We start from the raw sequence: 22,191 nt of genomic DNA on the forward strand, positions 1-22,191 counted from the left end.
CCCGCCCGCCCCGCGGCTCAGACGGCGCGCGGCGGCACCTCGCACCGGTCGGAGAAGCCCTGGCCGACCAGGCCGAGCGCGGCGTTGACGCGGGAACGCTGGTTCTCCACGGCGGCCATCATGACCAGCTCCATGAAGGCGGGTTCACCGAGGCGGGCCACCAGTTCGGCGGCCAGCTCGTCGGTGACGGTCGGCACGGTCTCCGTCATGGCGTCCGCGAACCGCAGCACCAGCAGTTCCAGTTCGTCGAACTCGCCGGTGTGCTCGCGCCACCGCGGCACGTACTGGATCTTCTCCATCGGGAGCCCCTGCTCCGCCGCCTCCCAGTGCCCGAAGTCCACGCACCAGGAGCAGCCGATACGGGCCGCGACGGCGAGCACCGCCAGCGTCTTCAGCCCCTGGTCCAGCTCGTCCCAGCCCGCGAGGCGCTGTTCGAAGCGGGCGCCGTCGCGCAGCAGCCGGGAGTGGTGCCCCATGGCGCCGACGGGGTCGAGGACCTCGCCGAACCTGCGCCGGGAGTACCACGCGGCGAGCCGTACGGTCAGGGTGCGCGGGGGGTCGAGAGAGATGCGGGCCATGGTCGTCCTCCTTCGGGAGCGTCTTCACCCCCTGGACGGACGGGCGCCGGGGAACGTGACATGCCGTACGCGTCCAGCCGCGCCCCCGCCCCGTGCCGTCCCGCGCCGTCAGCTCAGCCGATCCGGCTCAGGGCGTCCCGTACCCGTACGAGGTCGCGGTCGGAGGCCAGACCCGCGTGGTACAGGCGGAGTTCGTGCGCGCCGAGGGCGCGCGCGTGCGCGGCGTCCTCGGCCAGCGTGTGCGGGGAGCCGCCCATGCCCGCGACGACGGGGAGGTTCGCGGCGACCGTCACGGCGTCGGTGCCCGTGCCGTGCGTACCGTCCGCGCCGAGCACGCCGTCCGTACGGCCGTCGTTCACCCCTGTTCCGCCCTCCCTCCGCACCGTTCCGTCCGCCCTCCGCGCGCGGGCCGCGACCGCGCGCGCGTACGGCGCCAGCACCGCCGTACGGGCCTCCGCCCCGCCCGCGCAGGGCACCACGACGCCGTCGGCGTGCGCCAGCACGTCGTCCGGTCGGGTGCCCGCGTTGGCGCCGCACTTGTGGGCGCCCGGCTGCGCGTGCAGCAGCACGCGGAAACGCGTCGCGCCCTCCGCGCGCGCGGACGCCCGTACGGCCGCCACCGTCTCCCGCTGGAACCGGGAGGCGGCGCCGTCGCGCCAGGCGGCCACCGCCGACGCCCGTTCCGCGCCCAGCAGTTCGGCCACCGCCGCCCACTCCCCCGCCGCCGTGTCCGCGCGCGGCTCGGGCGCCCCGTGCCACAGGGGCGCGAGCGCGCGCCGTACGGCGTCGGCCAGGTCGTCCGGGTCGGCGTCGCCCTCCGCGTAGCCGGAGCGGCAGGCGGCGCAGAAGCAGAGGGACATCAGCTGCTCGGTGACCGGCCCCGGCGGCATCCCGCCGATCTTGTCGTGCGCGTGCAGGTGCGCCAGTCCGTACCAGCCGCAGGACTCCAGTTCCGTCCCGCGCGCCCCCGGACGTACGGCCGCCTCGGCGGCGAGCGCGGCCGCGTACGCCCGCACGTCGGACCGGGCGACGCACGGCGCCCAGGGGTAGCGGTCGCCGTACGCGTTGCGGACGCTGGTGTGCGGATGCTCCTCGCCCAGCCGGGAGTTGTGCGCCAGCACCACCCAGGAGTGCACCTCCAGCCCGGCGCCGGTGAGCGCGCGGGCGGCGTCCCCGAAGGGGTCGCGGGTGTCCATCCACTCCTGCGCGTACGGGCGGAGCGCGCGGCCGTCCCAGCGCGCGGGGTCCGCCGGGTACAGCACGGCGGAGTGCCGGGCGGTGACGACGCGGGTACGCGGGTGGCGCGGGGTGAGCGCGCGGGTGGAGTGGTAGGCGGAGGCGAGGGTGACCTGCCGTACGCCGAGGTCGGCGAGGCGGCGCGGGGCGTCGGGGTCACCGACCACGTCCCACGGGTAGAGGAAGGCGGCGGCGCGCATCAGGCCGCCCCGGTCCCGCCGGTGGGCTCCGCCGCGCCGACCAGCCCTCGGCCGTGCTCCATCAGCGCGGCCAGCTCCGCCACGTGCGCCGCGCTCGGCTCGGTCAGCGGCGGCCGTACGCCGCCGACGTCCAGGCCCCGCAGGCGTACGCCCGCCTTGACGAGCGAGACGGCGTAGCCGGGGCGCTTGTTGCGCAGCTCGACGAGGGGCCGGAAGAAGCCGTCGAGGAGCCGGGTGACGGTGGCCGCGCCCGCGCCACCCGCGTCCACCACGCCGTCCGCACCGTCCGCGTCGAGCGCGCGGTGGAAGGCGAGGGCGACCTCGGGCGCGAAGCAGAAGGCGGCGGAGGAGTAGAGGCGGACGCCGACGCCGCGGTAGGCGGGAACGGTGAGTTCGGCGGTCGGCAGGCCGTTGAAGTAGCGGAACGGGTCGTCGGGCCGTGCCGTACGGACCGCGCTGACGATCCGCTGCATCAGGTCGAGGTCCCCGAGGCCGTCCTTCAGACCGATCACGTTCGGCACCGCCGCCAGCTCGACGACGGTCTCGGGGGTGAGGACGGCGTTGTCCCGCTGGTAGACGACGAGGTCGAGGTCGGTGGCGGCGGCCAGCGCGCGGTAGTGCGCCAGCAGTCCTTCCTGCGAGGGCGTCAGAAGGTACGGCGGCAGGACCAGCAGGCCGTCCGCGCCCGCCTCCTCGGCCAGCCGCGCGAACTCCACGGCGAGCGCCGTCCCGTACCCGGCGCCCGCAACCACCGGCACCCGCCCCGCGACCTCCTCGACGGCCGCCGCGACGCACCGGCGGAACTCGCCGGGTGACAGCGCGTGGAACTCGCCCGTGCCGCAGCACGCGAACACCGCCCCGGCGCCCGCCTCGACGCCCTGCCGCACATGGGCGCGGAACACCTCCTCGTCGACGCCGCCGTCCGGGCCGTAGGGCGTGACGGGGAAGAACAGCAGGCCGTCCAGGCGCGCGGCCAGCGGCGGCACGGGAGCGGACTCGGACGTCGGGTCGGGGAAGGACATCGGCGCTCCCGGAGGTGGACACGTACCGCATGTACACGTTTATGATTGGCATCCATATTTCTGAACACTCACGCTAAGCCACGCGTTTCTCACCGGTCAAGGGCGCGACGCGCCGCGCGGACCGGCGCGGCCCGCACCGCCCGGAGCGACGAACGGAGACCTGATGCCCGCTCCCCGCACCCTCCTGCTCACCGGCGCCGCGGGCGGACTCGGCACGCTGATGCGGGAGTTGCTGCCCGCGTACGGCTACGAGCTGCGGCTGTTCGACGTACGCCCGGTCGACGGCGCCCCCGACGCGATCACCGCCGACCTCAACGACACGGCGGCGCTGCGCGAGGCCGTACGCGGCACCGACGCCGTGCTGCACCTGGCGGGCATCTCGCTGGAGGCGTCGTTCGAGCAGATCCTCGCGGCGAACATCCAGGGCACGTACGCGCTGTACGAGGCCGTGCGCCAGGAGGGCGTCCCCCGCGTCGTGTTCGCGTCCTCCAACCACGCCGTGGGCTTCACCCCCCGCCCGCCGCACCCGCGCGGCGACGTCCCGCTGATCCCCACGGACACACCACGCCGCCCGGACACGTTCTACGGGCTGTCCAAGTCGTTCGGCGAGGACCTCGCGCAGCTCTACTGGGACCTGCACGGCGTCGAGACCGTCTCCGTACGCATCGGCTCCTGCTTCCCCGAACCCACCACCGTCCGGATGCTCTCCCTCTGGATGAGCCCGGCGGACGGCGCGCGGCTCTTCCACGCGGCGCTGACGGCGGACGACGTACGGCACACCACCGTCTACGGCTCCTCCGCCAACACCCGCCTGTGGTGGGACCTCTCGTCCGCGCGCGCGCTGGGCTACGCACCGAGGGACGACTCGGAGCCGTACGCCGCGCGGCTGCTCGCGGAGGAGGGCGAACCCGACCCGGCCGACCCCGAACACGCCCACGTGGGCGGGCACTTCTGCACCCGCCCACCGCGGTGGCCGCACTAAGCGGTGCCCTCCGCCCCGCTCCCGGGGCCCGGGGCGTCGGCCGCCGGAGCGGTCTCGTACGTCCAGAAGGGCCGTACGAGCAGCGCACCGGCGAGGACGACGACCAGGCACAGCAGCGCGCTGCCCGTCCACGCCAGTTGGAGCCCGACCGCCGACGCCATCACCCCCGCGCGCAGCCCGCCCAGCCGGGGGCCGCCCGCGACCACGACCGTGAAGACGCCCTGGAGGCGGCCGCGCAGGGCGTCGGGCGCGTAGGTCTGGAGGATCGTCTGCCGGTACACGGAGCTGACCAGGTCGGCGGCGCCCGCGACGGCCAGCAGGGCGACGGCGGCGTACAGCTCGTGCACCGTGCCCGCCAGGGCGATGGCCGCCGCCCACACGGTGACCGCCAACGCCAGCGCCCGGCCCTGGCGGCGCACCCGCCCGACCCACCCGCTGAACAGCCCGGCGGCGACGGAGCCCACCGCTATCGCCGAGTACAGCGGCCCCACCCCGCCGCCGAAACGCGCCTCCGCCGCCTCCGGGAACAGCACGGTGGGCATGGCCAGCGTCATCGCCGCGATGTCCACCGCGAACGACATCCACAGCACCGGGGCGGCCGAGATGAACCGCAGCCCGTCGACGACCGCGCGCACCCCGCCCGTACGGCCGCCCGCCCCGGCGGGGGCGACGGGCGGGAGGCGCAGGGCCGAGTACAGCAGCAGGGAGAACAGGAGGGCGTCGGCGCCGTACGCCCAGGAGTAGCCGTGCGGGAGGGAGACCAGCAGACCGGCGATCAGCGGCCCGGCGACCTGCCCGACGTTGCCCGCGGTGAAGTACAGGGTGTTCGCCGCGGGCACCAGGTGCGTGGGCACGATGCGCGGGATGATCGCGCCCCGCGCGGCGGACGAGACGGCGAACGCGCCGCCCTGCACGGCGACGAGGGCGAGCAGCAGCGGTACGGACCGCACGTCCGCGAGTGCCTGGAGCAGCAGCCCGAGCGTCGTCGCCCAGGTGACGGACGCCGACACCAGATACAGCGCGCGGCGGTCGAACCGGTCCGCCAGCGCGCCCCCGTACAGGCCGAACACCACGAGCGGCAGCAGCCCCGCGAACCCGGTCAGGCCGACGGACAACGACGAGTGCGACAGGTCGTACACCTGGATCGGGATGGTGACCGTCGTGACCATGGCGCCGATGTACGCCGCGCTCTGCCCGATCAGCAGCCGCCGGAAGACGGGGTGCGCGAACGGGCGGGTGTCCAGGGCGACTCCGCGCAGCCCGGAGGCGAACCGTCCCTTGCGCGGGGGCGGCGCGGGCGCGACGGAGGGCGGGTCGGACGGTGCGGGGGTACGGGGGGTGCCGGGCATGGCCCCCACGCTCGCAGAGCCGGGGGGTGTACCGCTTCCGTTAATCTGCCGTCCCATGTCGCAGAACAGCCAGCCGGAGGAGACGGCCGCACCCCGGAACGGCACCCACGCCCACCTCGCGGGCGAGGTCATCGGCCGCCACCGGCACGGCTACCACCAGCTGCTGTACGTCAGCGCCGGTGTCCTCGCGGTCCGGACGGGCGAGAGGTCCTGGGTCGCGTCCCGGGCGCGGGCCGTCTGGATCCCCGCGGGCACCTGGCACCAGCACCGCGTCCACGGGCGCAGCTCGGTGCACACGCTCGGCTTCGCCGTCGAGGACACGCTGCTGCGGTCCGAGGAACCGGTGGTGGTGTCCGTGGACGCGCTCGCCCGTGAACTCATCATCGCGTGCAGCGAACCGTCCCTCCCCCCGCCCGAGGCCCGCCGCCTGCGCGCCGTGCTGCGCGACCGGCTGCGCCGCGCGCCCGTGGAGCCGTTGACGCTGCCCGTGGCCGACGACGTCCGGCTGCGCCGGGCCTGCGCGCTGGTGGTCGACGACCTGCGGCAGCCCCGTACCACCGGCTGGCTCGCGCGGCGGGTCGGCGCGAGCGAACGGACGCTGGCGCGGCTGTTCCGTACGGAGTTCGGCATGACGTATCCGCAGTGGCGGACGAACGTACGGGTGTTCCACGCCATGGTGCTGCTGGCCGAGGGGGCCGACGTGAGCGAGGCGGGGCGGCGCTGCGGGTGGGCCACGGCGAGCGCGTTCATCGACACGTTCAGCCGGACGACGGGACGGACGCCGGGGACGTACCGCATCGGGCCGGGTGCGTAGGGGCGGAGGGCCTGGGCGGGGTCTCCGGGCGGGGCGCGGCGGCGGGCGCTCGGCAAAGGAACCGTAAACCGCGACCGTTCGTTACCCCGGTCATGACTGCAATGACCCCTGGCTCGAACCTTCCGCTGACCGCCGCGAGGGTGGCGGTGGAGGTGACCGCACCGGTCCGGCTCGACGTGTCCGGCCTGCTGGTCGCCGCCGACGGCAAGGTCCGGTCCGACGCCGACTTCGTGTTCTACAACCAGCCGAGCGGCCCCGGCGTGACGCACAGCGGCGGCGCCGCCGACACGATCACGGTGGACACCGCGGCCGTTCCCGCCGACATCGAGAAGGTCGTGGTCACCGCGAGCCTCGACGGGGGCGCCGCCTTCGCGGGCACCGAGCCGACCGCCACGGTCCGCGACGCGGGGTCGCAAGCGGTCGTCGCCACGTTCACGCCGCCGCGACTGGGGAACGAGACGGCGCTGGTCGTGGTGGAGGTCTACCGGCGGAACGGCGCCTGGAAGGTGCGCGCGGTCGGCCAGGGGTACGCGAACGGACTGGGCGGTATCGCCGCCGACTTCGGGGTGGACGTGGCCGAGGAGCCCGCCGCCGCGCCCCAGGCACCGCCCGCGCCCGCGGCACCGCAGGCGCCTCCGGCCCCGCCCGCGCCGCAGGCACCTTCGGCTCCGCAGGCGCCCTCCCCCTCGTTCCCGCCGTCCGTGCACCAGGCGCCGACCGTCCCGCAGATGCCGGGCGCCCCGTCGGCACCCTCCCCCTCGTTCCCCTCGGTCCCGCCCATGCCGCCCGGCCCGGCCCCGGCGGCACCGAGCGCGCCGTCCGCCCCCTCGGCGCCGTCCGCGCCGTCCGCACCCGGCGCCCCGGGCGCTCCCGGCGGGAAGATCAACCTCGACAAGGGCCGGGTCAACCTCCAGAAGAACCAGACGGTCTCGCTGGTCAAGGGCGGCCGCCCGATGCTCTCCTCCGTACGGATGGGCCTCGGTTGGGAGCCCGCGTTCCGCTCGAAGGACATCGACCTCGACGCGTCGGTCATCGCGTACGACGCCAACCGCAAGAAGGTCGACGCCTGTTACTTCGGCAAACTGGCCATTCTCAACGGCGTCATCCAGCACTCCGGCGACAACCTCACGGGCGAGGGCGCGGGCGACGACGAGGCGATCACCGTCCACCTCGGTGACCTCCCGCAGCAGGTCTCTGGCCTGGTCTTCACCGTGAACTCCTTCTCAGGGCAGAAGTTCACGGACGTCGCCAAGGCGTACTGCCGCCTCCTCGACGCGGCCAGCGGCCAGGAGCTGGTGCGCTTCGACCTGACCAACGCCGAACCGCGCACCGGCGTTCTCATGTGCAAGTTGATTCGGCAGTTCTCCGGCGAGTGGGAGATGACGGCCCTCGGGGAGTACGTCGACTCCCGCACGGTCCGCGGCATGGTCAAGCCGGGCGGCGCGGCGCTCTGACGGACGAGCCCGCCGACCACGCCCCCGTGTGCCGCTCCCCCTTCCGGCGGGAGCGGCGCACGGGGCGCGGGCACCGGCGCGGACGCTCCCGGCGGCGCGCCGGGGCACCGGCCGCCGCCGGACGTCCGCGCGGTCAGGCGGGGCAGACGCGCGGTGCCTCGTCCGGCAGGTCGAGGAGGTCGAAGTAGCTCTGGCCGAGGGCGATGTCGCGGAAGGCGTCGTCGTCCAGGTGCCGGTTGATGCGGCTGGTGACCTCCAGCTCCGTCTTGTAGACGCCGAAGTCCTTGTCGCGGGACGCGACGAAGTCCGTGCCGGGGAGCACCCGGTCGGAGTGCGCGTTGAGGAACGGCACGTAGTGCTTCCGCGCCTCGGGCCGGGAGAAGTACAGGTCCTCCAGGACGCGCCAGCTGATGTCGGCGCCGAAGTTCGGGTGCTGCCACATGAGGCGTTCCAGGATGGCGACGTGCGCGGCGGGGCCCATGGTGGACAGCTCCTTGGACAGCCCCATGTGCGCCCACACGATCCGGTTGTCCGGGTAGCGCTCCAACACCTCCTCCATCAGCGGGAGGTAGGCGGTGTGGTCCCGGTCGCTGCCGAGGTCGGAGTGGATCGTCAGCGGGATGTCCCGTTCCCGCAGCTCCGCCATGAACGGTGCCCAGGCGGCGATGTCGGCCTTGTCCGCCGGTTCGTGGCCGTTCTTGAGCAGCGCCTGCTTGATCAGGTTCACCTCACCCATCCAGCGGAAGCGGCCCGGGTACTCCTCCTCCAGCAGCCGCATGCGGTCCAGCACGTCGCCCGGGTTCGCGAGGTCGGGGAAGGTCATGGAGAGCGTGAGCTGTACGTCGTCGGGGGTCTGCGCCAGCAGGGCACGGGCGTTGGCGAAGTCGTTCTTCATGCTGGGGGTGACCGGCGTACCCGGGCAGTCGAGGTAGTAGGTGCACGACGAGTCGGCGGGGAGGGTCTGCCCGATGCCGTACATGTTGGCGTAGCGGACGCCCGTCTTCCGCAGGTAGCCGACGAGTTCACGGAAGGGGATCTCCTCGCCCCCGAACGGGCGGAAGTGCAGGTGGCTGTCGACGACGGAGGTGTACGGCTGCCGCTCCCGGTCGAAGCAGCCGGGGTCGGCGGGCGCCGCGACGGCCGGGGAGGCGGTCAGGGCGGAGAGGGCCAGGAGGGAACCGCACAGGGCGGACTTCCGGTTCATGCGTACTCCGTGAAGAGCCGGCGGCGATTCCGCCGGGGGCGCTGGGCGCGGGGCGGTGGACGCCGGACAGTGTCACGTCGCGTCCCGTACGGCACCAGTCGCCCGGACGGGGGACGGGGCGCCCACCTGGCGTCCGCCGCGCGGGCGCGGCACCGCGCGCGCGGGGGTGGGCGCGGGGACCGCCGTCACCGTGATTCACCCGACGGGGGTACCACCCACGGGTGAGCGCGCGCCCGCGCGGCCCCGTCTCCCGTGGGACAACGGCCGGTTGCGCCCGCGCGCCCGCCGGTTGTTTGCCCCCGAGGGGCCGGGCTCGCTTGGATGCTTCCCGTCGCGCCGGGAGGGAGAAGGCGGCGCGTGCGCGGCCCACCGGTACGCCGGTACGTACGCCGGACCGCGCGGTGCGTACGTACGGGAGCCGGGGGCGTCGGGGATGCGGAGCGGGCAGCGGCTGGGGCGGGACTTCGGCTGGCTGTGGGGCGCGTACGGGACGAGCGCGCTCGGCACGTGGCTGGCCTTCGGCGCGTTCCCGCTGATCGCCGTCCAGGTGCTGGGCTCCGGGCCCGCCGAGGTGGCCGCGCTCGCCTCGGTGGGGGCGGCGGCGGGCGCGGCGCTCGCGGTGCCGCTCGGGCCGTGGGTGGAGTTCCGGCGGAAGCGGCCGGTGCTGGTCGGCACGGACCTGGTGCGCTGTGCGGCGCTGCTGACGGTGCCCGTCGCGTACGCGCTGGGGACGCTGACGTTCCTCCAGCTGCTGCTGGTCTCCGTGGTGACGGCGGCGGCCGACATCACGTTCCGGGCGGCGTCCGGCGCGTACCTCAAGACGCTGCTGCCGCCCGGTGACCTGCTGACCGCCAACTCCCGCCTGGAGTCCACGACATGGGCCACCACCGTCGTCGGGCCGCCACTGGGCGGCGCCGCCGTCGGCCTCCTCGGCCCGGTGGCGACGGTGGCGGCGGACGCAGCCGGCCACCTGGTGTCGGCCCTGTGCCTCCGCGCGACGAGCGGCGCCGAACCCCGGCCCGTACGGGAGCGGAACGGAGCGACGGCGCGGGCCGGGGGGCTGGTCGACGGCTGGCGGTACGTGCTGCGGGACCCCGCGCTACGCCCGCTGCTCCTCAACACCGCCCTCTTCAACGCCCTGGTGATGGCCGCCCAACCGCTGCTGGCCGTGCTGATGCTGGGGCAGCTCGGCTTCGCGCCGTGGCAGTACGGGCTGGCCTTCGCCGCGCCCTCCGTCTGCGGGCTGCTGGGGGCGCGGCTGGCCCGGCCGCTCACCGCGCGCTTCGGACAGCACCGGGTGCTGGCCGTGTCGGGAGCGCTGCGCGCGGTCTGGCCGCTGGGCCTCGCGTTCGTCGGGCCGGGCACCGGCGGGCTGCTGCTGGTGATCGGCGTCGAGGCGGGCCTGATCCTGTGCTGCGCGGTCTTCAACCCCGTGCAGGCGACGTTCCGGCTGGAACGTACCGCCCCCGACCGGGTCGCCCGTACGCTCACGGCCTGGGCGGTGACGACGCGGGCGGCGACCGCGCTGCTGACGGCCGTCTGGGGCGTGCTCGGCGGCCTGTGGGGCGCGCGTACGGCCCTCGGCCTGGCCGGGGTGCTCCTGCTGGCCACCCCGCTGCTGCTCCCCCGCCGGGCGGCGACCGCCGCCGGGGCGCCGACCGGCGACGCCGGGGGTGCCACGGCGGGGGCCGGGGCGACCGGCCGCCCGGAGCGGCGCGGCTAGCGTACGGTCGCGCGCGGTGGACGTACGGCCGCTCACTCCGCGCCGTGCAGCCGCAGCAGGTACGTCGCGGTCAGGGCCACGGCCGGGTCGCCGTCCCGCGCCAGTTCGCGCAGCACGCGGGACGCGACCGGGCCGGGTACGGCCGCGAGCGACTGGGCCAGGCGGCCGCGGGCGGGCGCGTCGGGCGGGCCGCCGTCGAGCCGGGCGAGGCGGGCGGCGAGCGCCGCCGCGATGCGGTCGGCGGCCGCCGTGTCGCGTGCCAGTACGCCGAGGACGTCGGCCGCGTCGGTGTCGTTGCGCCCCGCCACGATCATGTCGAGGAGGACGTCGAGGAGCGCCGGGTCGTCCGGGCCGTCCGCCCCGTGCGCGCCGAGGGCCAGGGCGGCGTACGCGCGGACCGCGTCGTCCGGGTGCGCGAGCGCCTCCCGCAGGTGGGCGGCGGCTGCCGCGCCGGGCAGTTCGGCGAGGGACCGCACGGCGCGTTCCCGTACCGCCGCCTCCGGCGAGTCCAGGCCCTCCGCGAGCAGCGCCGCGCCCCCGTCCCCACCGCCGCCGGTCCCGACCCCGTCACCGGCGTCCGCGCGAGCGAGCGCCCAGCGCAGCGCCCCCGCGACGCTCGCGTCCGTCTCACGCAACACCGCCTCGACCAGGGCCTCCACCGGGACCGGTACGCCGTCGGCGGTGGAGAGCGCCGCGCGCTGGCGGTCCTCGGGGCTGTGCGAACGCAGCGCCTGGAGCAGCGCGACGACCTGGAGCACGTCCTCCCAGTCGGCGGGGTCGGCGGCGTCGATACGGCGGAGCCGCGTGAGGAGTTCGGTCTCGGCGGCGACCCGGTCGCGCGTACGGCGGATGAGGTCGTCGAGGAGCGCCGCGGGTGTGAAGCCGGGCCCGTCGAGGGCGCGGCCGATCTCCCGCAGCGGCAGCCCCAGCGAGCGCAGGCTCTCGATGTGGAAGATCCGCCGGATGTCCTCGCCCGCGTACTCGCGGTAGCCGGAGCCCGTACGGCCCGAAGGGCGCAGCAGCCCCAACTCCTCGTAGTGCCGCAGCATCCGGGCACTGACCCCGGACCGCCGGGCCACCTCACCGATCAGCACGTCCCCGCGTCCCTCCCCTCCGGGCCCCGCCCGTCCCCGCCCACCGTCACCCGTCCCCGGCGCCGCCGAGGGCCACGACACGCTTGGCCTCCTCGACCGCGTGGCCGAATCCGGCGTCCGGGTCGTGCAGCAGCCGCGTCGTGGCGAGCGCGTGCGCCCGTACGTCCTGGCTCCCGGCCCCCGCCGCGGCGTCCAGCGCCGGGGCCGCGGCGTCGCCGAGGGCGACCAGCGCCCGGCTGAGGCTCAGCCGCGTCTCCCGCCCGCCGCGCCCCAGTTGGGTGGCCAGCTCCGTGGCGAGCGCGGGCTCCGCGCCCTCGGGTACGAGGACGACGGCGGCCCGCCAGGCGCTCCGCGCGACCTCGTCCGCCGGGTCGGTCAGCAGCTCCCGCGTGAGCGCGGGCCACGCCCGCCGGTCACCGAGCTTGGACAGGGTGTGCAGCGCCTGGCTCCGTGCCTGTACGCGCTTGGAGCGGACCTCGCGGAGCAGCGCCGGGAGCGTGGTGTCCACCGGGTGGCGGGTGAGCGCCCAGGTCAGCATGTCGCGTACGAGGAACTCCGGTTCCGTGGCGCACCGTTCGAGCAGCGGTTCCACGAGGTGCGGGCCCGGCGCCGTACCGGCCGCGAGGGCGGCCCGCAGCCGTACGGACGCGTCGCCGCCCGCCAGCGCCCGTACGGCGTCGGCCTCCGTTTCCGTACGCCCGCCCGCGCCCGTACGCGTGCCTGTCTCCGTGTGCTGTCCCGTGTCCGTCATCGAGACCACCTCCTCGGAAGAGGAGTGAAGACCCTGCCACCGTGTGAAGGTCAACCGCGGCCACCGACGGGACCGCCGGGCGGTACGGGCGGGCGGGCCCTCAGCGTCGGGGCTGGCGTCGCCAGGGGCCCGTGATCGCCAGCATGATGCCCGGCGTCTGGATGTTCGCGAAGAGGGTGCGGCCGTCGTCCGAGAAGCAGACGCCGGTGAACTCGCTGTACTCCGGCTCCTCCTCCGTGCCGAGGTTCAGCTCGTTGCGCGCCAGCGGGTACGTCTCGCCGCTGTCCGCCGCGCCGAAGAGGTGCTGGTGCCCCTCGCCGTCCGTGGCGAGGACCAGGCCGCCGTACGGGGAGACGGTGATGTTGTCGGGACCGTCCAGGCCGTCCGGCCGGTCGGGGTCGGCGTTGACCGCGAGCAGCACCTTGAGGGTGACGGTGCGCCGCTTCGGGTCGTAGAACCAGACCTGCCCGTCGTGCGGGCGGCCGGGGCTGTCCTCGGCGCGGGCGTAGGAGGACACGAAGTACGCGCCGCCGTCGCCCCACCACATGCCCTCCAGCTTGCGGGCGCGGGTGACCTCGTGGTCGGCGAACTGCTCGCGGATCGGGGTCTCGCGGGCGTCGCGGTCGGCGACGTCCACCCAGTCCACGCCGTACACGACGCCCGTCCTGGTGGTGAACGACAGGTCCTCGACGAAGCGGCCGCCGGAGTCGAAGCACTTCATGGCCTGGAGCGTGCCCGCGTCGTCCGCGAGGCCGCGCAGGCGGCCGCGGCCGTGCCGGAAGCCGGACGGCGGGGTCCAGCGGTAGAAGAGGCCGTTCGGCTCGTCGGCGTCCTCGGTGAGGTAGAGGTGGCCGCGGCGGGTGTCGACGACGACGGCCTCGTGGTCGAAGCGGCCCAGGGCCTTGACGGGCTTGGGGTCGCGGTTGGCGCGGCGGTCGTGCGGGTCGACCTCGAAGACGTAGCCGTGGTCCTTGGTCATGCCGTTCTCACCGGCGAGGTCCGTGTTCTCCTCGCAGGTCAGCCAGGTGCCCCAGGGGGTGCTGCCGCCCGCGCAGTTCTGCGCGGTGCCCGCGATGCCGACCCACTCGGTGACGTGGTCGCCGTGCTTGGAGACCTCCACGACGGTGCAGCCGCCGGGCGCGGCCGGGTCGTAGACGAGGCCGTCGACGAGCGGCACGGGGTGCTCCCACTCGTCGCGCGGGCCGCTCAGCTCGTGGTTGTTGACCAGCAGGGTGGCGCCGCGCGGGCCCGCGAACGTCGCCGTGCCGTCGTGGTTCGACGGGGTGGTCTCCCCGGACTCCAGCGTGGTGACGCCGGAGCGGGTGAGGACGCGGTACGAGAAGCCCGCGGGCAGCGCGAGGAGGCCGTCCGGGTCGGGCAGCAGCGGCCCGTAGCCCAGCTCGGGCCGGTGGTGGCCGTGCCCGTGCCCGCCGCCGTGCGCGTCCCCGGGGCGCCCCGCGCCCCGGTCCGCCGCGAGCGCGCCGGGCGCGCTGCCCAGCACGCCCGCGCTGCCGACGATGGCGACGCCCGCGCCGGTGACGGCGGAACGCCTCGCGAAGTCCCTGCGGCTGATCGGCATGTCTCTGCGGCCTCTCCCGTACGGCTGGCGTACGCGCTCGTCCCGTACGGCTCGCGTACGCGCTCAAGGGTGGTGACGGCGCACACACTGCTGCCCCCGGGCGAACCGGAGCTGAACTCCGCCTGACGGGAAGCCGTACGACGCGCCGCCGTACGGAGCCGGCACGGGGCGCGGGTACGGGTCGCGGGCACGGGGGCACGTACGGGCCGCGTGTACGGCCGGGGCCGCACGGGCGCGTCAGCCCGCCTGCGACCGGGCCTTGAACGCCGCCTTGCGCGCCTCCTTGGCCGCCCGCTTGTCCGGGTGGATGCGGCCCATCGCCTCCAGCACGTCGGCGGTCGACGGGTGGTCCACCTGCCAGGCGCGGTCGAAGAAACCGGTGTGCTGGTCGACCAACCCCCTCACCAGCTCCTGGAGTTCGTCCGGCTCACCCGCCGTGGCCAGCTGCGCGGCGAGGGTGTCGACGGTCAGCCAGAAGACCATCTCCTCGTCCGGCGGCGGCACGTCCCGCGCGCCGTTCTCCACCAGCCAGACGCGGGCCAGGCCGCCCAGCTCGCGGTCGTCCAGCACCTCCCGCAGCGCCGGTTCCGCGTCCGCGCCCGCGAGGGACAGCGCCTGCTGGCAGGCGAGCCGCCGGGCGGGGGCCGCGGGGTCCTGGCCGCGTGCGGCGGTGAGGAGTTCACGGGCGGCGCCGGGCACCGTACGGGCCGCGAGCCACCGCTCGAACTCCTGCCGCGCGCTCTCCTCCGGGAACGACGGCACCGTGTCGAGCAGCGTCGCCGCGTCCTCCCCGGCCAGGTCGCCGACGAGCGGCGCCTCGATACCGGCGGCCAGCAGCCGCTGCCGTACGCCGTACAGGCCGAGGGCGGTCAGCCGCACCATGCCGTAGCGGGAGACGTCCTCGTCGTCCGGCTCCTCGGGCAGCTCGCCCTCCGACTCCTGGGTGAGGGCCTCGTCCACCGGCTGGTACTCGACCATGCCGGTCGGCGCCAGGACGCGGAACTGCTCGTCGAGCCGCATCATCGCGGACGACACGCTCTCCAGCACCTCGTCGGTCGGCTCGTCCATGTCGTCCGGTACCAGCATCGACGCGGCCAGCACCGGCAGCGGGACCATCGAACCGTCGGCCACGGCCGGGTCGGTGGCGGCCAGCAGGTAGAGGTTGCCGAGCGCGCCGTCGAGGAAGTCGCCCTCGGCCTCGGCGTCGTACTCCAGCGCGTCGAGGTCGACGGCCCGCGGGTCGAGGTCGCCGTCCGGACCGACGGCGCCCTCGAGGTCCCCGACGAGGTCCTCCAGGCTGGGCGTCGCGGCGTCCTCCAGGACGCTCTCCAGCCCGTCGGACCAGACCTCCAGCACGTCGGCCGGTCCGCTGCCGCCCGCGAAGCGCTTCAACTCCTCGCCCGCGGCGGCCGTTCCGACGGGCTCGTCGCTGTCCAGGGTGGGCTCCGCGCCCTCGTCCTCCTCGACCTCCAGCAGCCCGGTGTCGAGGGCCAGGTGCCACGCCTCGGCCGCGTGGTACGGGCCGTCCTCGTCGTCGTCGCCCAGCCCCAGCAGCTCCGCGGCCTCCTTGAGCTGCCCGCCGAGGAGTTCGCCGCCCGCCCCCACGCGGATGCCGTCGCCCGCCCAGCGGGCCAGCAGCACGGCACGCGCGAACAGCGGCGCGGCCAGCGCGTCCCGGGCCAGTTCGGCCTCGGAGGGCAGCCGTACGGGCGGCATGGTGGGACTCTCGTCACCGTGCATGGAGGGGGGCTCCTCAGTGGAACGCGGATGGTGCGGTGTCCCAGCCTAAGGGCCCGTCCGGCGGGCGTACGCCGCTCCGCCGGGGCCGGTGGGGGCACCGCGCGCGGCGGTGTCCGCGTACGGGCCCGCGGCGTGCGGGGACGTGCCGCGCGTTCGTCCGCGCGTGGCCCGGCGTACGCCCGCCGTGTCTTGACAACGCCCGGGGGCTCCGGGAGTTTTACGCGCGTAGAAGCGGACCCGCGCCCGGCGGCCGGCCCGGGCGCCCGCCCGGCCCCGTGCCGGGGTCGGCGCGCGCCCGGGTCCGCCGCCCGGCCAGACTCCCCGTCCGGAGGACCCCTTGACCACCCGTCACCACGCGGCGCTCTGCGCCCTCACCGTCGCCGCGCTCACGTCGACGCTGCTCACCGTCCCGGCCGCGACCGCGGCGACCGCCGGGGCGGACGACGCCCCGGAGCGGGTCCGGATACACGACGTGCAGGGCACCACCCGCACGTCCCCGTACGAGGGTCAGGCCGTCGCGGAGGTGCCGGGCGTCGTCACGGGCGTGCGCGCGTACGGCTCGAAGGGCTTCTGGATGCAGGACCCGCGCCCGGACCGCTCGGCGGCCACCAGCGAGGGCCTGTTCGTCTACACCGGCTCGGCGCCGACCGTGCGCCCCGGCGACTCGGTGCTGGTGTCGGGCACCGTCGCGGAGTACGTCCCCGGCGGCGCGGACTCCGCGCACCAGTCCGTCACGCAGCTCTCCGACCCGGAGGTCCGGGTGGTGTCGTCGGGCGACCCGCTCCCCCGCGCCGTACGGCTGGACTCCGCCGCGCTCCCCGAGGCGTACGCGCCGACGGGCGACCCGGCGGACGGCGGCTCGATCGACGGGCTGGAGCTGCGCCCGGAGCGGTACGCGCTGGACCGCTTCGAGTCCCTGGAGGGCATGGACGTCCGGGTGTCGGACGCCCGCGTGGTCGGCCCCAGCACGCAGCACGCCGAGCTGTGGGTGACGGTGAAGCCGTGGCAGAACCCGACGGCGCGCGGCGGCACGCGCTACGGCTCGTACGACGCGGAGAACTCCGGCCGCCTGAAGGTCGAGAGCCTCACGCCGCTCGCGGAGGAGCCGTTCCCCACGGCCGACGTCGGGGACCGGCTGGCCGGGACCACGGCGGGCCCGCTGGACTACGACGAGTTCGGCGGCTACCTCGTGGCCGCGCGCGAGCTGGGCACCGTACGGAACGGCGGGCTGGAGCGGGAGCGTACGCGGAAGCAGCGGGACGGCGAACTGGCCGTCGCCGCCTACAACGTGGAGAACCTCGACCCCTCCGACGACCAGGCGAAGTTCGACCGGCTGGCGAAGGGCGTCGTACGGGACCTCGCGTCGCCCGACGTCCTCGCGCTGGAGGAGATCCAGGACGACAGCGGACCGACCGACGACGGGACGGTCACCTCGGACGCCACGGCCCGCAGGCTGACGGACGCGATCGCGGCGGCGGGCGGCCCGCGCTACGAGTGGCGGGGCGTCGACCCGGAGGACGGCGCGGACGGCGGCGAGCCGGGCGGCAACATCCGCAACGTGTTCCTCTTCGACCCCGCCCGGGTCTCCTTCACCGACCGGCCCGGCGGCGACGCGACGACCCCGGTGGAGGCGGTCGAGCGGCGCGGCCACGCGGCGCTCAGCCACTCGCCGGGGCGGGTCGCGCCGGCGGACGGCGCGTGGGAGGACAGCCGGAAGCCGCTGGCGGGCGAGTTCCGCTTCCGCGGGCGGCCGGTGGTCGTCGTCGCCAACCACTTCGCGTCGAAGGGCGGCGACCAGCCGCTGGCCGGGCGGGTGCAGCCGCCCGCGCGCTCCTCGGAGGAGCAGCGGGTGCGGCAGGCGCGGCTGGTGAACGCGTTCGTGAAGGACGTGCTCGCGGTGGAGCGCAAGGCGCGGGTGGTGGTGCTCGGTGACGTCAACGACTTCGAGTTCTCACCCGCCGCCGACGCCCTCACCGAAGGGGGCGCGCTGCGCGGCGCCGCCGCGTCGCTCCCGCCGTGGGAGCGGTACACGTACCTCTTCCAGGGCAACTCGCAGGTGCTCGACCAGACGCTGGTCACCCCCGGCGTACGGCGCTTCGACTACGACGTGGTGCACACGAACGCCGAGTTCGCGGACCAGGCCAGCGACCACGACCCGCAGGTGCTCCGCTTCCGGCCGTGAGCCGTCACGGCGCGCCCGGCCCGGAGGAGTACGCGTCCGGGCCGGGGGTGCCGTACGGGCCGGGCGTGCCGGGGCCGGGGGGGCCGTACGCGTCCGGGGTGCCGTACGGGGTGCCCGGCGGCGGGCCCGTGGGAAGCCGCTCCTCCAGCACGTCCCGTACGAGCAGGGCCGCGCCCGCCACCGCGCCCGGCATCAGCAGCACCGCGACGAACGGCAGCAGGAACGCCAGCGCCAGCGGGGCGCCGAAGGCGACCGCGAGGGTGCGGCGGCCTCGCAGCAGCCGCAGGCGTTCGCGGACGGGCACGTCGCGGCGCTGCATGGCGACCGAGGTGAGTTCCAGGGTGAGGAAGAAGCCGGAGACGCAGATCCCGAGCACCGGGATCACCGTCTGCCCGACGACGGGGACGAAGCCGAGGAAGAACAGCGGGACGGTGAACAGCAACGCGCGGTACAGCACGTACACGCTGTCGCACAGCGACTGCCACAACTCCCGCCACAGCGGCCGGTCCACGCCGGGCGGGCAGCCGCCCTCGGACTCCTCGACCTCCTCGGACAGCTTCTCGTAGAACGGGTCGCCGATCAGCAGCGTGACGGCGGTGAAGGTGAGAACCGCGAGGAGCAGCGCGCTCAGCCAGAGCAGCACGGCGAAGACGTTCCGCAGGACCGACCGCCAGGGCGAGCCCCAGTCGTCCGCGAAGGGCGTGGCCCAGGCCGCGAAGTCGTCCGCCCAGAAGGCGAGTCCGGTCAGCGCGGCGGCGTACAGCGCGAACGCCAGCAGCGCGGGCAGCAGTCCGAAGCCGAACCAGCGGAGGTGCCCGCCGATCCAGCGCTGGCCACGCCCCAAGTACCGCAGCCCCACAGCGAGATCACCCATGGCGGCACACTACCGCCGCGGCGCGTACGCCTCCGCCGCAGGCCCGCCGCGGGCGTCGCCGCTACGGGAGCCTGGACGCGGGACCGTGTTCTGGGGGCGGTTTCCGCGTCCAGACCCGCCTGCCGCTGGAGGTGACCCCGTGACTGTACGTGTCGTACCGGCGGATGAACAGGCAGTGGTACGTGGTGGTTTCCGCGTGATTCCCGACGCCGAACCGGGCCTGGGCGTGGCCGGGGGACTGCGGACGGTGAGGAAGCGGCCGTCCTGTTCCGGACCGGCTGCCCGCGCGGCTCAGTCGTTGGCGTGCAGCGCGTCGTTGAGGCCGCCCCAGGAGCCGGTGCGCTGGAGCGCCTCGACGGTGCCGGTGGTGGAGTTGCGGCGGAAGAGGAGGTTGTGGGCGCCGGACAGTTCCAGCGCCTTGACCACGTCGCCGTCGGGCAGCGTCACGCGCGTACCGGCCGTGACGTACAGGCCCGCCTCCACGACGCAGTCGTCGCCCAGCGAGATGCCGATACCGGCCTCGGCGCCGAGCAGGCAGCGCTCCCCGATGGAGATGACCTGCTTGCCGCCGCCGGAGAGCGTGCCCATGATCGAGGAGCCGCCGCCGATGTCGGAGCCGTCCCCGACGACGACGCCCGCGGTGATCCGGCCCTCCACCATGGAGGTGCCGAGCGTGCCCGCGTTGAAGTTGCAGAAGCCCTCGTGCATCACGGTGGTGCCCGCCGCCAGGTGCGCGCCGAGCCGTACGCGGTCCGCGTCCGCGATGCGTACGCCGCCGGGCACCACGTAGTCCGTCATGCGCGGGAACTTGTCGACGCTCGTCACGCTCAGCTGCGCGCCGCTCGCGCGGGCCGCCAGCCGCGCGCGCTCGACGCCGTCGGCCGGTACGGGACCGAGGGTGGTCCAGGCGACGTTGGCGAGCAGCCCGAACATGCCCTCCAGGCTCTGCCCGTGGGGGCGTACGAGCCGGTGGCTGAGCAGGTGCAGCCGGAGGTACACGTCGTGCGCGTCGAGCGGCTTGTCGTCCAGGGAGCCGATGACCGTGCGCACGGCGACGACCTCCACGCCGCGGCGCGGGTCGGGCCCCAGCGCCTTCGGGGCGTCGGCGCCCAGCAGTTCGGCGGCGCGCTCGGCGGTCAGCCGCTCGGTCCCGGCCGGTTCGGCGGCGTCGGCCAGCGCGGGGGCCGGGTACCAGGTGTCGAGGACGGTGCCGTCGTCGGCGACGGTGGCGAGCCCGGCGGCGACGGCGCCGGTCGTACGGGTGCGGGGTGCGTCGGTCATGACGTGCACGCTAACCGGCGGGCGCGGGCGCTGGCGAACCGGCCCGCCCCGGTGCGGGCCGGGCCGGTCCGGGCGGCGGGCGGGTCACACCGGCGCGGCGAGGCCGTCCACGAGCGCGCGGACCTCGGCGGGCACCACCGGCCGGTCCGTCAGGAGGAGTTGGAGCATCAGCCCGTCCAGCAGCACGGTCAGGGCGCGGGCGCGGGCCGCGTCGCCGGTGCGGCGGCGCAGCAGCTCCGTGAGCGCGTCCAGGCACCCGGCGGCGATGGGCCGGAGGCCGGGGTGGTGCAGGGCGGCGAGGTACAGCTCGTACTCCAGCCGGGCCCGGGTGCGGTCGCCGGACAGGGAGTCGGTGACGAAGCGAACGACCTCCTCACCGAGCGGTAGGTCCGGGTCGACGGCCTCCACCCAGCGTTCGACGGTGGCCAGCCACTCGTCGCTGACCTGCCCGAGGGCGGCGACGAGCAGGTCGTCGCGGGACGCGAAGTGGTACGAGGTGGAGCCCAGCGGCACGTCGGCCTCGGCGGCGACCCGGCGGTGGCTCAGACCCGCGACGCCGTCCCGGGCCACGACCCGGATCGCCGCGTCGATGATCCGCTGGCGGCGCTCCGGGTCGTAGCGGCGGCCCATCAGTGGGCCCCGCCGAGGTTGAGCACGACGACGCCCGCGATCACCAGCAGCAGCCCGAGGATCTTCGCGGTGGTCACGGCCTCCCCGATGAAGACCATGCCGATGGCGGCGACGGCGGCGGTCCCGGCGCCGGACCAGATGGCGTACGCCGTGCCGACGGACATCGTCTTGAGGGTCTGGGCCAGCAGCGCGAAGGCCACGACGTAGCCGACGACCGTGCCGAGGGAGGGCCAGAGGCGGGTGAAGCCGTCGCTGTACTTCATCGCCGTCGTGCCGAGGATCTCGGCGAGTATCGCGCTCCCGAGCATCACGTAGACCATGTGGACGACCGTACACAACGATGCGTACGACCGTCCACACCGGCCTCCGGGATCCCCCGACCGTCCCCGGTCAGGGCGCGCGCTGCTCGACCTCCGGCGGCGCGGACGCCCCGACGACGCCGTTGAGAGCAGCGGTGACACCGGCCTGGAAGCGACTGGTGGCGTTCAACTCGTCCATGATCTCGGCGATGTGCCGCCGCACCGTGCGCAGCGACATGCCCAGCCGACGGGCGACGGTCTCGTCCTTGAGGCCGGTGGCGAGCAGGCGCAGGATCGTCTCGTTCACCTGGCGTGAGACCTGCTCGAGGCCCTCGCTGGCGGCGTCCACGAACGGGGTGGCGGAGTCCCAGGTCTGCTCGAAGACGTCGCAGAGGTAGCCGACGGTGTCGGGCTCCCGTATGACGACGGCACCCCAGGACTCGTCCTGCAACGGGATGAAGGCGCTCGCGCGGTCGAAGACGATCAGCCGACCGAACAGCGCGTGCGCGGTGCGGTATTGGCCTCCGAGGGCGGAGGCGGCGGCGACGTACGCCTGGCTCGGAGCGTGGAAACGGGCCGTGTGGTGGTAGAGGGTGCGGATACTGACGCCGCGTTCGAGGAGCCGGCGGTCACGGGTGATCGCCTCCTGCATCGCCTCCGGCACGCGATGACCGCCGCCGGGCTGGGAGCTGATCATCTCGGTCCGGCAGTCCTCGGAGGCCCGGTTCAGCGTGGCACGCACATCCTCCAGGGTGTCGATCACCTCGAACGCGCGGGCGTCCGGAGGGCGGTGCTCCTCGTAGGACGGCCGAAAGCTGGACAACTCCTCCTCGTAGAGAGCCACTTGGTACTGGCTCTGGCGAATGCGGGCCTCACTCGGGGCGGACAGCCGGGCGAGGGCGGCCTCCGGGGCCCGGGCGAAGCCGACGGCGGGATCGACCGGCGACCGGTAGACGAGGTGCGCGTCGAGCAGGCGCTGGACGCTTTCGGCCACTTCCTGCCGGGAGGTGCCTAATTCCGCCGCCGCGGCGTCCGCGCTCAACGAGCGATGGCGCAGGACCCAGGTGTAGACCGCCACGTCGACCTCCCTCAACCGCCCAGCGCGCGAGGAGATCTGACCGAAATCCCACATTTTGTTTCTCTGACACCTTACTGCCACGCAACTTGCTGAAGGGTAGGCGGCCTGGAGCAGACACAAC

19 protein-coding genes are annotated in these 22,191 nt (G+C 74.9%); 5 read left to right on the forward strand and 14 right to left on the reverse strand.

What is annotated here, in order from left to right; translation table 11 throughout:
* Window positions 1-17: 17 nt before the first annotated feature.
* From D7M15_RS04180 to D7M15_RS04190, 3 genes are all read right to left on the reverse strand, one after another.
* Complete coding sequence (locus tag D7M15_RS04180) at window positions 18-578, reverse strand: carboxymuconolactone decarboxylase family protein (RefSeq protein WP_121516243.1); 561 nt, start codon at window positions 576-578, stop codon at window positions 18-20.
* A 113-nt stretch (window positions 579-691) separates the two neighbouring features.
* Entirely contained in the window at window positions 692-2,014 is a 1,323-nt protein-coding gene (locus D7M15_RS04185) for a hypothetical protein (RefSeq protein ID WP_121516244.1), read from the reverse strand.
* Window positions 2,014-3,036, reverse strand: coding sequence for a 5-dehydro-4-deoxyglucarate dehydratase (locus D7M15_RS04190; protein ID WP_121516245.1), 1,023 nt, complete (start codon window positions 3,034-3,036; stop codon window positions 2,014-2,016). Before D7M15_RS04190 ends, D7M15_RS04185 begins: the two co-directional genes overlap by 1 nt.
* Before the next feature lie 163 nt (window positions 3,037-3,199).
* Here D7M15_RS04190 and D7M15_RS04195 point away from each other — a divergent pair, with 163 nt between their 5' ends.
* On the forward strand, window positions 3,200-4,018 hold the full coding sequence (locus tag D7M15_RS04195; protein ID WP_121516246.1) for an NAD(P)-dependent oxidoreductase: 819 nt from the start codon (window positions 3,200-3,202) through the stop codon (window positions 4,016-4,018).
* Here D7M15_RS04195 and D7M15_RS04200 read toward each other — a convergent pair.
* Window positions 4,015-5,367, reverse strand: a complete 1,353-nt coding sequence (locus tag D7M15_RS04200; RefSeq protein WP_121516247.1) for an MFS transporter — start codon at window positions 5,365-5,367, stop codon at window positions 4,015-4,017. The two genes, D7M15_RS04195 and D7M15_RS04200, sit on opposite strands and share 4 nt — an antisense overlap.
* Window positions 5,368-5,422: 55 nt before the next feature.
* Between D7M15_RS04200 and D7M15_RS04205 the strand changes: the two genes are divergently transcribed.
* Together D7M15_RS04205 and D7M15_RS04210 are read left to right on the forward strand one after the other, a co-directional pair.
* Entirely contained in the window at window positions 5,423-6,181 is a 759-nt protein-coding gene (locus tag D7M15_RS04205; RefSeq protein ID WP_121516248.1) for a helix-turn-helix transcriptional regulator, read from the forward strand.
* Window positions 6,182-6,282: 101 nt separating this feature from the next.
* Window positions 6,283-7,635, forward strand: a complete 1,353-nt coding sequence (locus D7M15_RS04210; RefSeq protein ID WP_165906355.1) for a TerD family protein — start codon at window positions 6,283-6,285, stop codon at window positions 7,633-7,635.
* A 133-nt stretch (window positions 7,636-7,768) separates the two neighbouring features.
* Here D7M15_RS04210 and D7M15_RS04215 read toward each other — a convergent pair whose 3' ends face one another.
* The gene (locus D7M15_RS04215; protein WP_121516250.1) at window positions 7,769-8,839 is read right to left on the reverse strand and encodes an amidohydrolase family protein; all 1,071 of its coding nucleotides are present in this window, start codon (window positions 8,837-8,839) and stop codon (window positions 7,769-7,771) included.
* Between the two features lie 433 nt (window positions 8,840-9,272).
* Between D7M15_RS04215 and D7M15_RS04220 the strand changes: the two genes are divergently transcribed.
* Window positions 9,273-10,562, forward strand: coding sequence for an MFS transporter (locus tag D7M15_RS04220; protein ID WP_121516251.1), 1,290 nt, complete (start codon window positions 9,273-9,275; stop codon window positions 10,560-10,562).
* Window positions 10,563-10,594: 32 nt separating this feature from the next.
* Here the strand turns inward: D7M15_RS04220 and D7M15_RS04225 are convergent, their stop codons facing one another.
* From D7M15_RS04225 to D7M15_RS04240, 4 genes are all read right to left on the reverse strand, one after another.
* Window positions 10,595-11,656 carry a MerR family transcriptional regulator gene (locus D7M15_RS04225; protein ID WP_121516252.1) on the reverse strand — a complete coding sequence of 354 codons (1,062 nt, stop codon included), beginning with the start codon at window positions 11,654-11,656 and terminating at the stop codon, window positions 10,595-10,597.
* A 46-nt stretch (window positions 11,657-11,702) separates the two neighbouring features.
* The gene (locus D7M15_RS04230; protein ID WP_121516253.1) at window positions 11,703-12,407 is read right to left on the reverse strand and encodes a HEAT repeat domain-containing protein; all 705 of its coding nucleotides are present in this window, start codon (window positions 12,405-12,407) and stop codon (window positions 11,703-11,705) included.
* Between the two features lie 100 nt (window positions 12,408-12,507).
* Window positions 12,508-13,986: an alkaline phosphatase PhoX gene (locus D7M15_RS04235; RefSeq protein WP_121516254.1), complete on the reverse strand. Its 1,479-nt coding sequence runs from the start codon at window positions 13,984-13,986 to the stop codon at window positions 12,508-12,510.
* A 237-nt stretch (window positions 13,987-14,223) separates the two neighbouring features.
* Window positions 14,224-15,726, reverse strand: a complete 1,503-nt coding sequence (locus tag D7M15_RS04240; RefSeq protein ID WP_121516255.1) for a hypothetical protein — start codon at window positions 15,724-15,726, stop codon at window positions 14,224-14,226.
* Window positions 15,727-16,063: 337 nt separating this feature from the next.
* Here D7M15_RS04240 and D7M15_RS04245 point away from each other — a divergent pair, with 337 nt between their 5' ends.
* The gene (locus tag D7M15_RS04245; RefSeq protein WP_121516256.1) at window positions 16,064-17,908 is read left to right on the forward strand and encodes an endonuclease/exonuclease/phosphatase family protein; all 1,845 of its coding nucleotides are present in this window, start codon (window positions 16,064-16,066) and stop codon (window positions 17,906-17,908) included.
* A 4-nt stretch (window positions 17,909-17,912) separates the two neighbouring features.
* On the opposite strand, the gene D7M15_RS04250 is transcribed toward D7M15_RS04245, so the two are convergent.
* The 5 genes from D7M15_RS04250 to D7M15_RS04270 all read right to left on the reverse strand — a co-directional run bounded on the left by D7M15_RS04250 (window position 17,913) and on the right by D7M15_RS04270 (window position 22,070).
* Entirely contained in the window at window positions 17,913-18,782 is an 870-nt protein-coding gene (locus tag D7M15_RS04250) for an EI24 domain-containing protein (RefSeq protein WP_121516257.1), read from the reverse strand.
* 291 nt (window positions 18,783-19,073) lie between these two features.
* Window positions 19,074-20,063: a 2,3,4,5-tetrahydropyridine-2,6-dicarboxylate N-succinyltransferase gene (dapD, locus tag D7M15_RS04255; RefSeq protein ID WP_121516258.1), complete on the reverse strand. Its 990-nt coding sequence runs from the start codon at window positions 20,061-20,063 to the stop codon at window positions 19,074-19,076.
* A gap of 84 nt (window positions 20,064-20,147) precedes the next feature.
* Window positions 20,148-20,693, reverse strand: a complete 546-nt coding sequence (locus tag D7M15_RS04260) for a TetR family transcriptional regulator (protein WP_121516259.1) — start codon at window positions 20,691-20,693, stop codon at window positions 20,148-20,150.
* A complete protein-coding gene (locus D7M15_RS04265; RefSeq protein ID WP_121516260.1) occupies window positions 20,693-21,013 on the reverse strand; it encodes a multidrug efflux SMR transporter in 321 nt (106 codons plus the stop codon). The genes D7M15_RS04260 and D7M15_RS04265 overlap by 1 nt, the downstream gene beginning before the upstream one ends.
* A 70-nt stretch (window positions 21,014-21,083) precedes the next feature.
* Window positions 21,084-22,070 carry a helix-turn-helix transcriptional regulator gene (locus D7M15_RS04270; RefSeq protein ID WP_240649123.1) on the reverse strand — a complete coding sequence of 329 codons (987 nt, stop codon included), beginning with the start codon at window positions 22,068-22,070 and terminating at the stop codon, window positions 21,084-21,086.
* Between the last annotated feature and the right edge of the window lie 121 nt (window positions 22,071-22,191).

The organism is Streptomyces sp. Z26, from assembly GCF_003665095.1.
In the GTDB taxonomy this organism is placed as follows: domain Bacteria; phylum Actinomycetota; class Actinomycetes; order Streptomycetales; family Streptomycetaceae; genus Streptomyces; species Streptomyces phytohabitans.

Bases quoted from the DNA above. Each gene is read 5' to 3' on its own strand.
- D7M15_RS04210 (WP_165906355.1), top strand. From the start codon at position 6,283: ATGACCCCTGGCTCGAACCTTCCGCTGACCGCCGCGAGGGTGGCGGTG.
- D7M15_RS04180 (WP_121516243.1), bottom strand. From the start codon at position 578: ATGGCCCGCATCTCTCTCGACCCCCCGCGCACCCTGACCGTACGGCTC.
- D7M15_RS04240 (WP_121516255.1), bottom strand. From the start codon at position 15,726: ATGCACGGTGACGAGAGTCCCACCATGCCGCCCGTACGGCTGCCCTCC.
- D7M15_RS04190 (WP_121516245.1), bottom strand. From the start codon at position 3,036: ATGTCCTTCCCCGACCCGACGTCCGAGTCCGCTCCCGTGCCGCCGCTG.
- dapD (WP_121516258.1), bottom strand. From the start codon at position 20,063: ATGACCGACGCACCCCGCACCCGTACGACCGGCGCCGTCGCCGCCGGG.
- D7M15_RS04185 (WP_121516244.1), bottom strand. From the start codon at position 2,014: ATGCGCGCCGCCGCCTTCCTCTACCCGTGGGACGTGGTCGGTGACCCC.
- D7M15_RS04220 (WP_121516251.1), top strand. From the start codon at position 9,273: ATGCGGAGCGGGCAGCGGCTGGGGCGGGACTTCGGCTGGCTGTGGGGC.
- D7M15_RS04250 (WP_121516257.1), bottom strand. From the start codon at position 18,782: ATGGGTGATCTCGCTGTGGGGCTGCGGTACTTGGGGCGTGGCCAGCGC.
- D7M15_RS04195 (WP_121516246.1), top strand. From the start codon at position 3,200: ATGCCCGCTCCCCGCACCCTCCTGCTCACCGGCGCCGCGGGCGGACTC.
- D7M15_RS04205 (WP_121516248.1), top strand. From the start codon at position 5,423: ATGTCGCAGAACAGCCAGCCGGAGGAGACGGCCGCACCCCGGAACGGC.
- D7M15_RS04235 (WP_121516254.1), bottom strand. From the start codon at position 13,986: ATGCCGATCAGCCGCAGGGACTTCGCGAGGCGTTCCGCCGTCACCGGC.
- D7M15_RS04230 (WP_121516253.1), bottom strand. From the start codon at position 12,407: ATGACGGACACGGGACAGCACACGGAGACAGGCACGCGTACGGGCGCG.
- D7M15_RS04265 (WP_121516260.1), bottom strand. From the start codon at position 21,013: ATGGTCTACGTGATGCTCGGGAGCGCGATACTCGCCGAGATCCTCGGC.
- D7M15_RS04260 (WP_121516259.1), bottom strand. From the start codon at position 20,693: ATGGGCCGCCGCTACGACCCGGAGCGCCGCCAGCGGATCATCGACGCG.
- D7M15_RS04215 (WP_121516250.1), bottom strand. From the start codon at position 8,839: ATGAACCGGAAGTCCGCCCTGTGCGGTTCCCTCCTGGCCCTCTCCGCC.
- D7M15_RS04200 (WP_121516247.1), bottom strand. From the start codon at position 5,367: ATGCCCGGCACCCCCCGTACCCCCGCACCGTCCGACCCGCCCTCCGTC.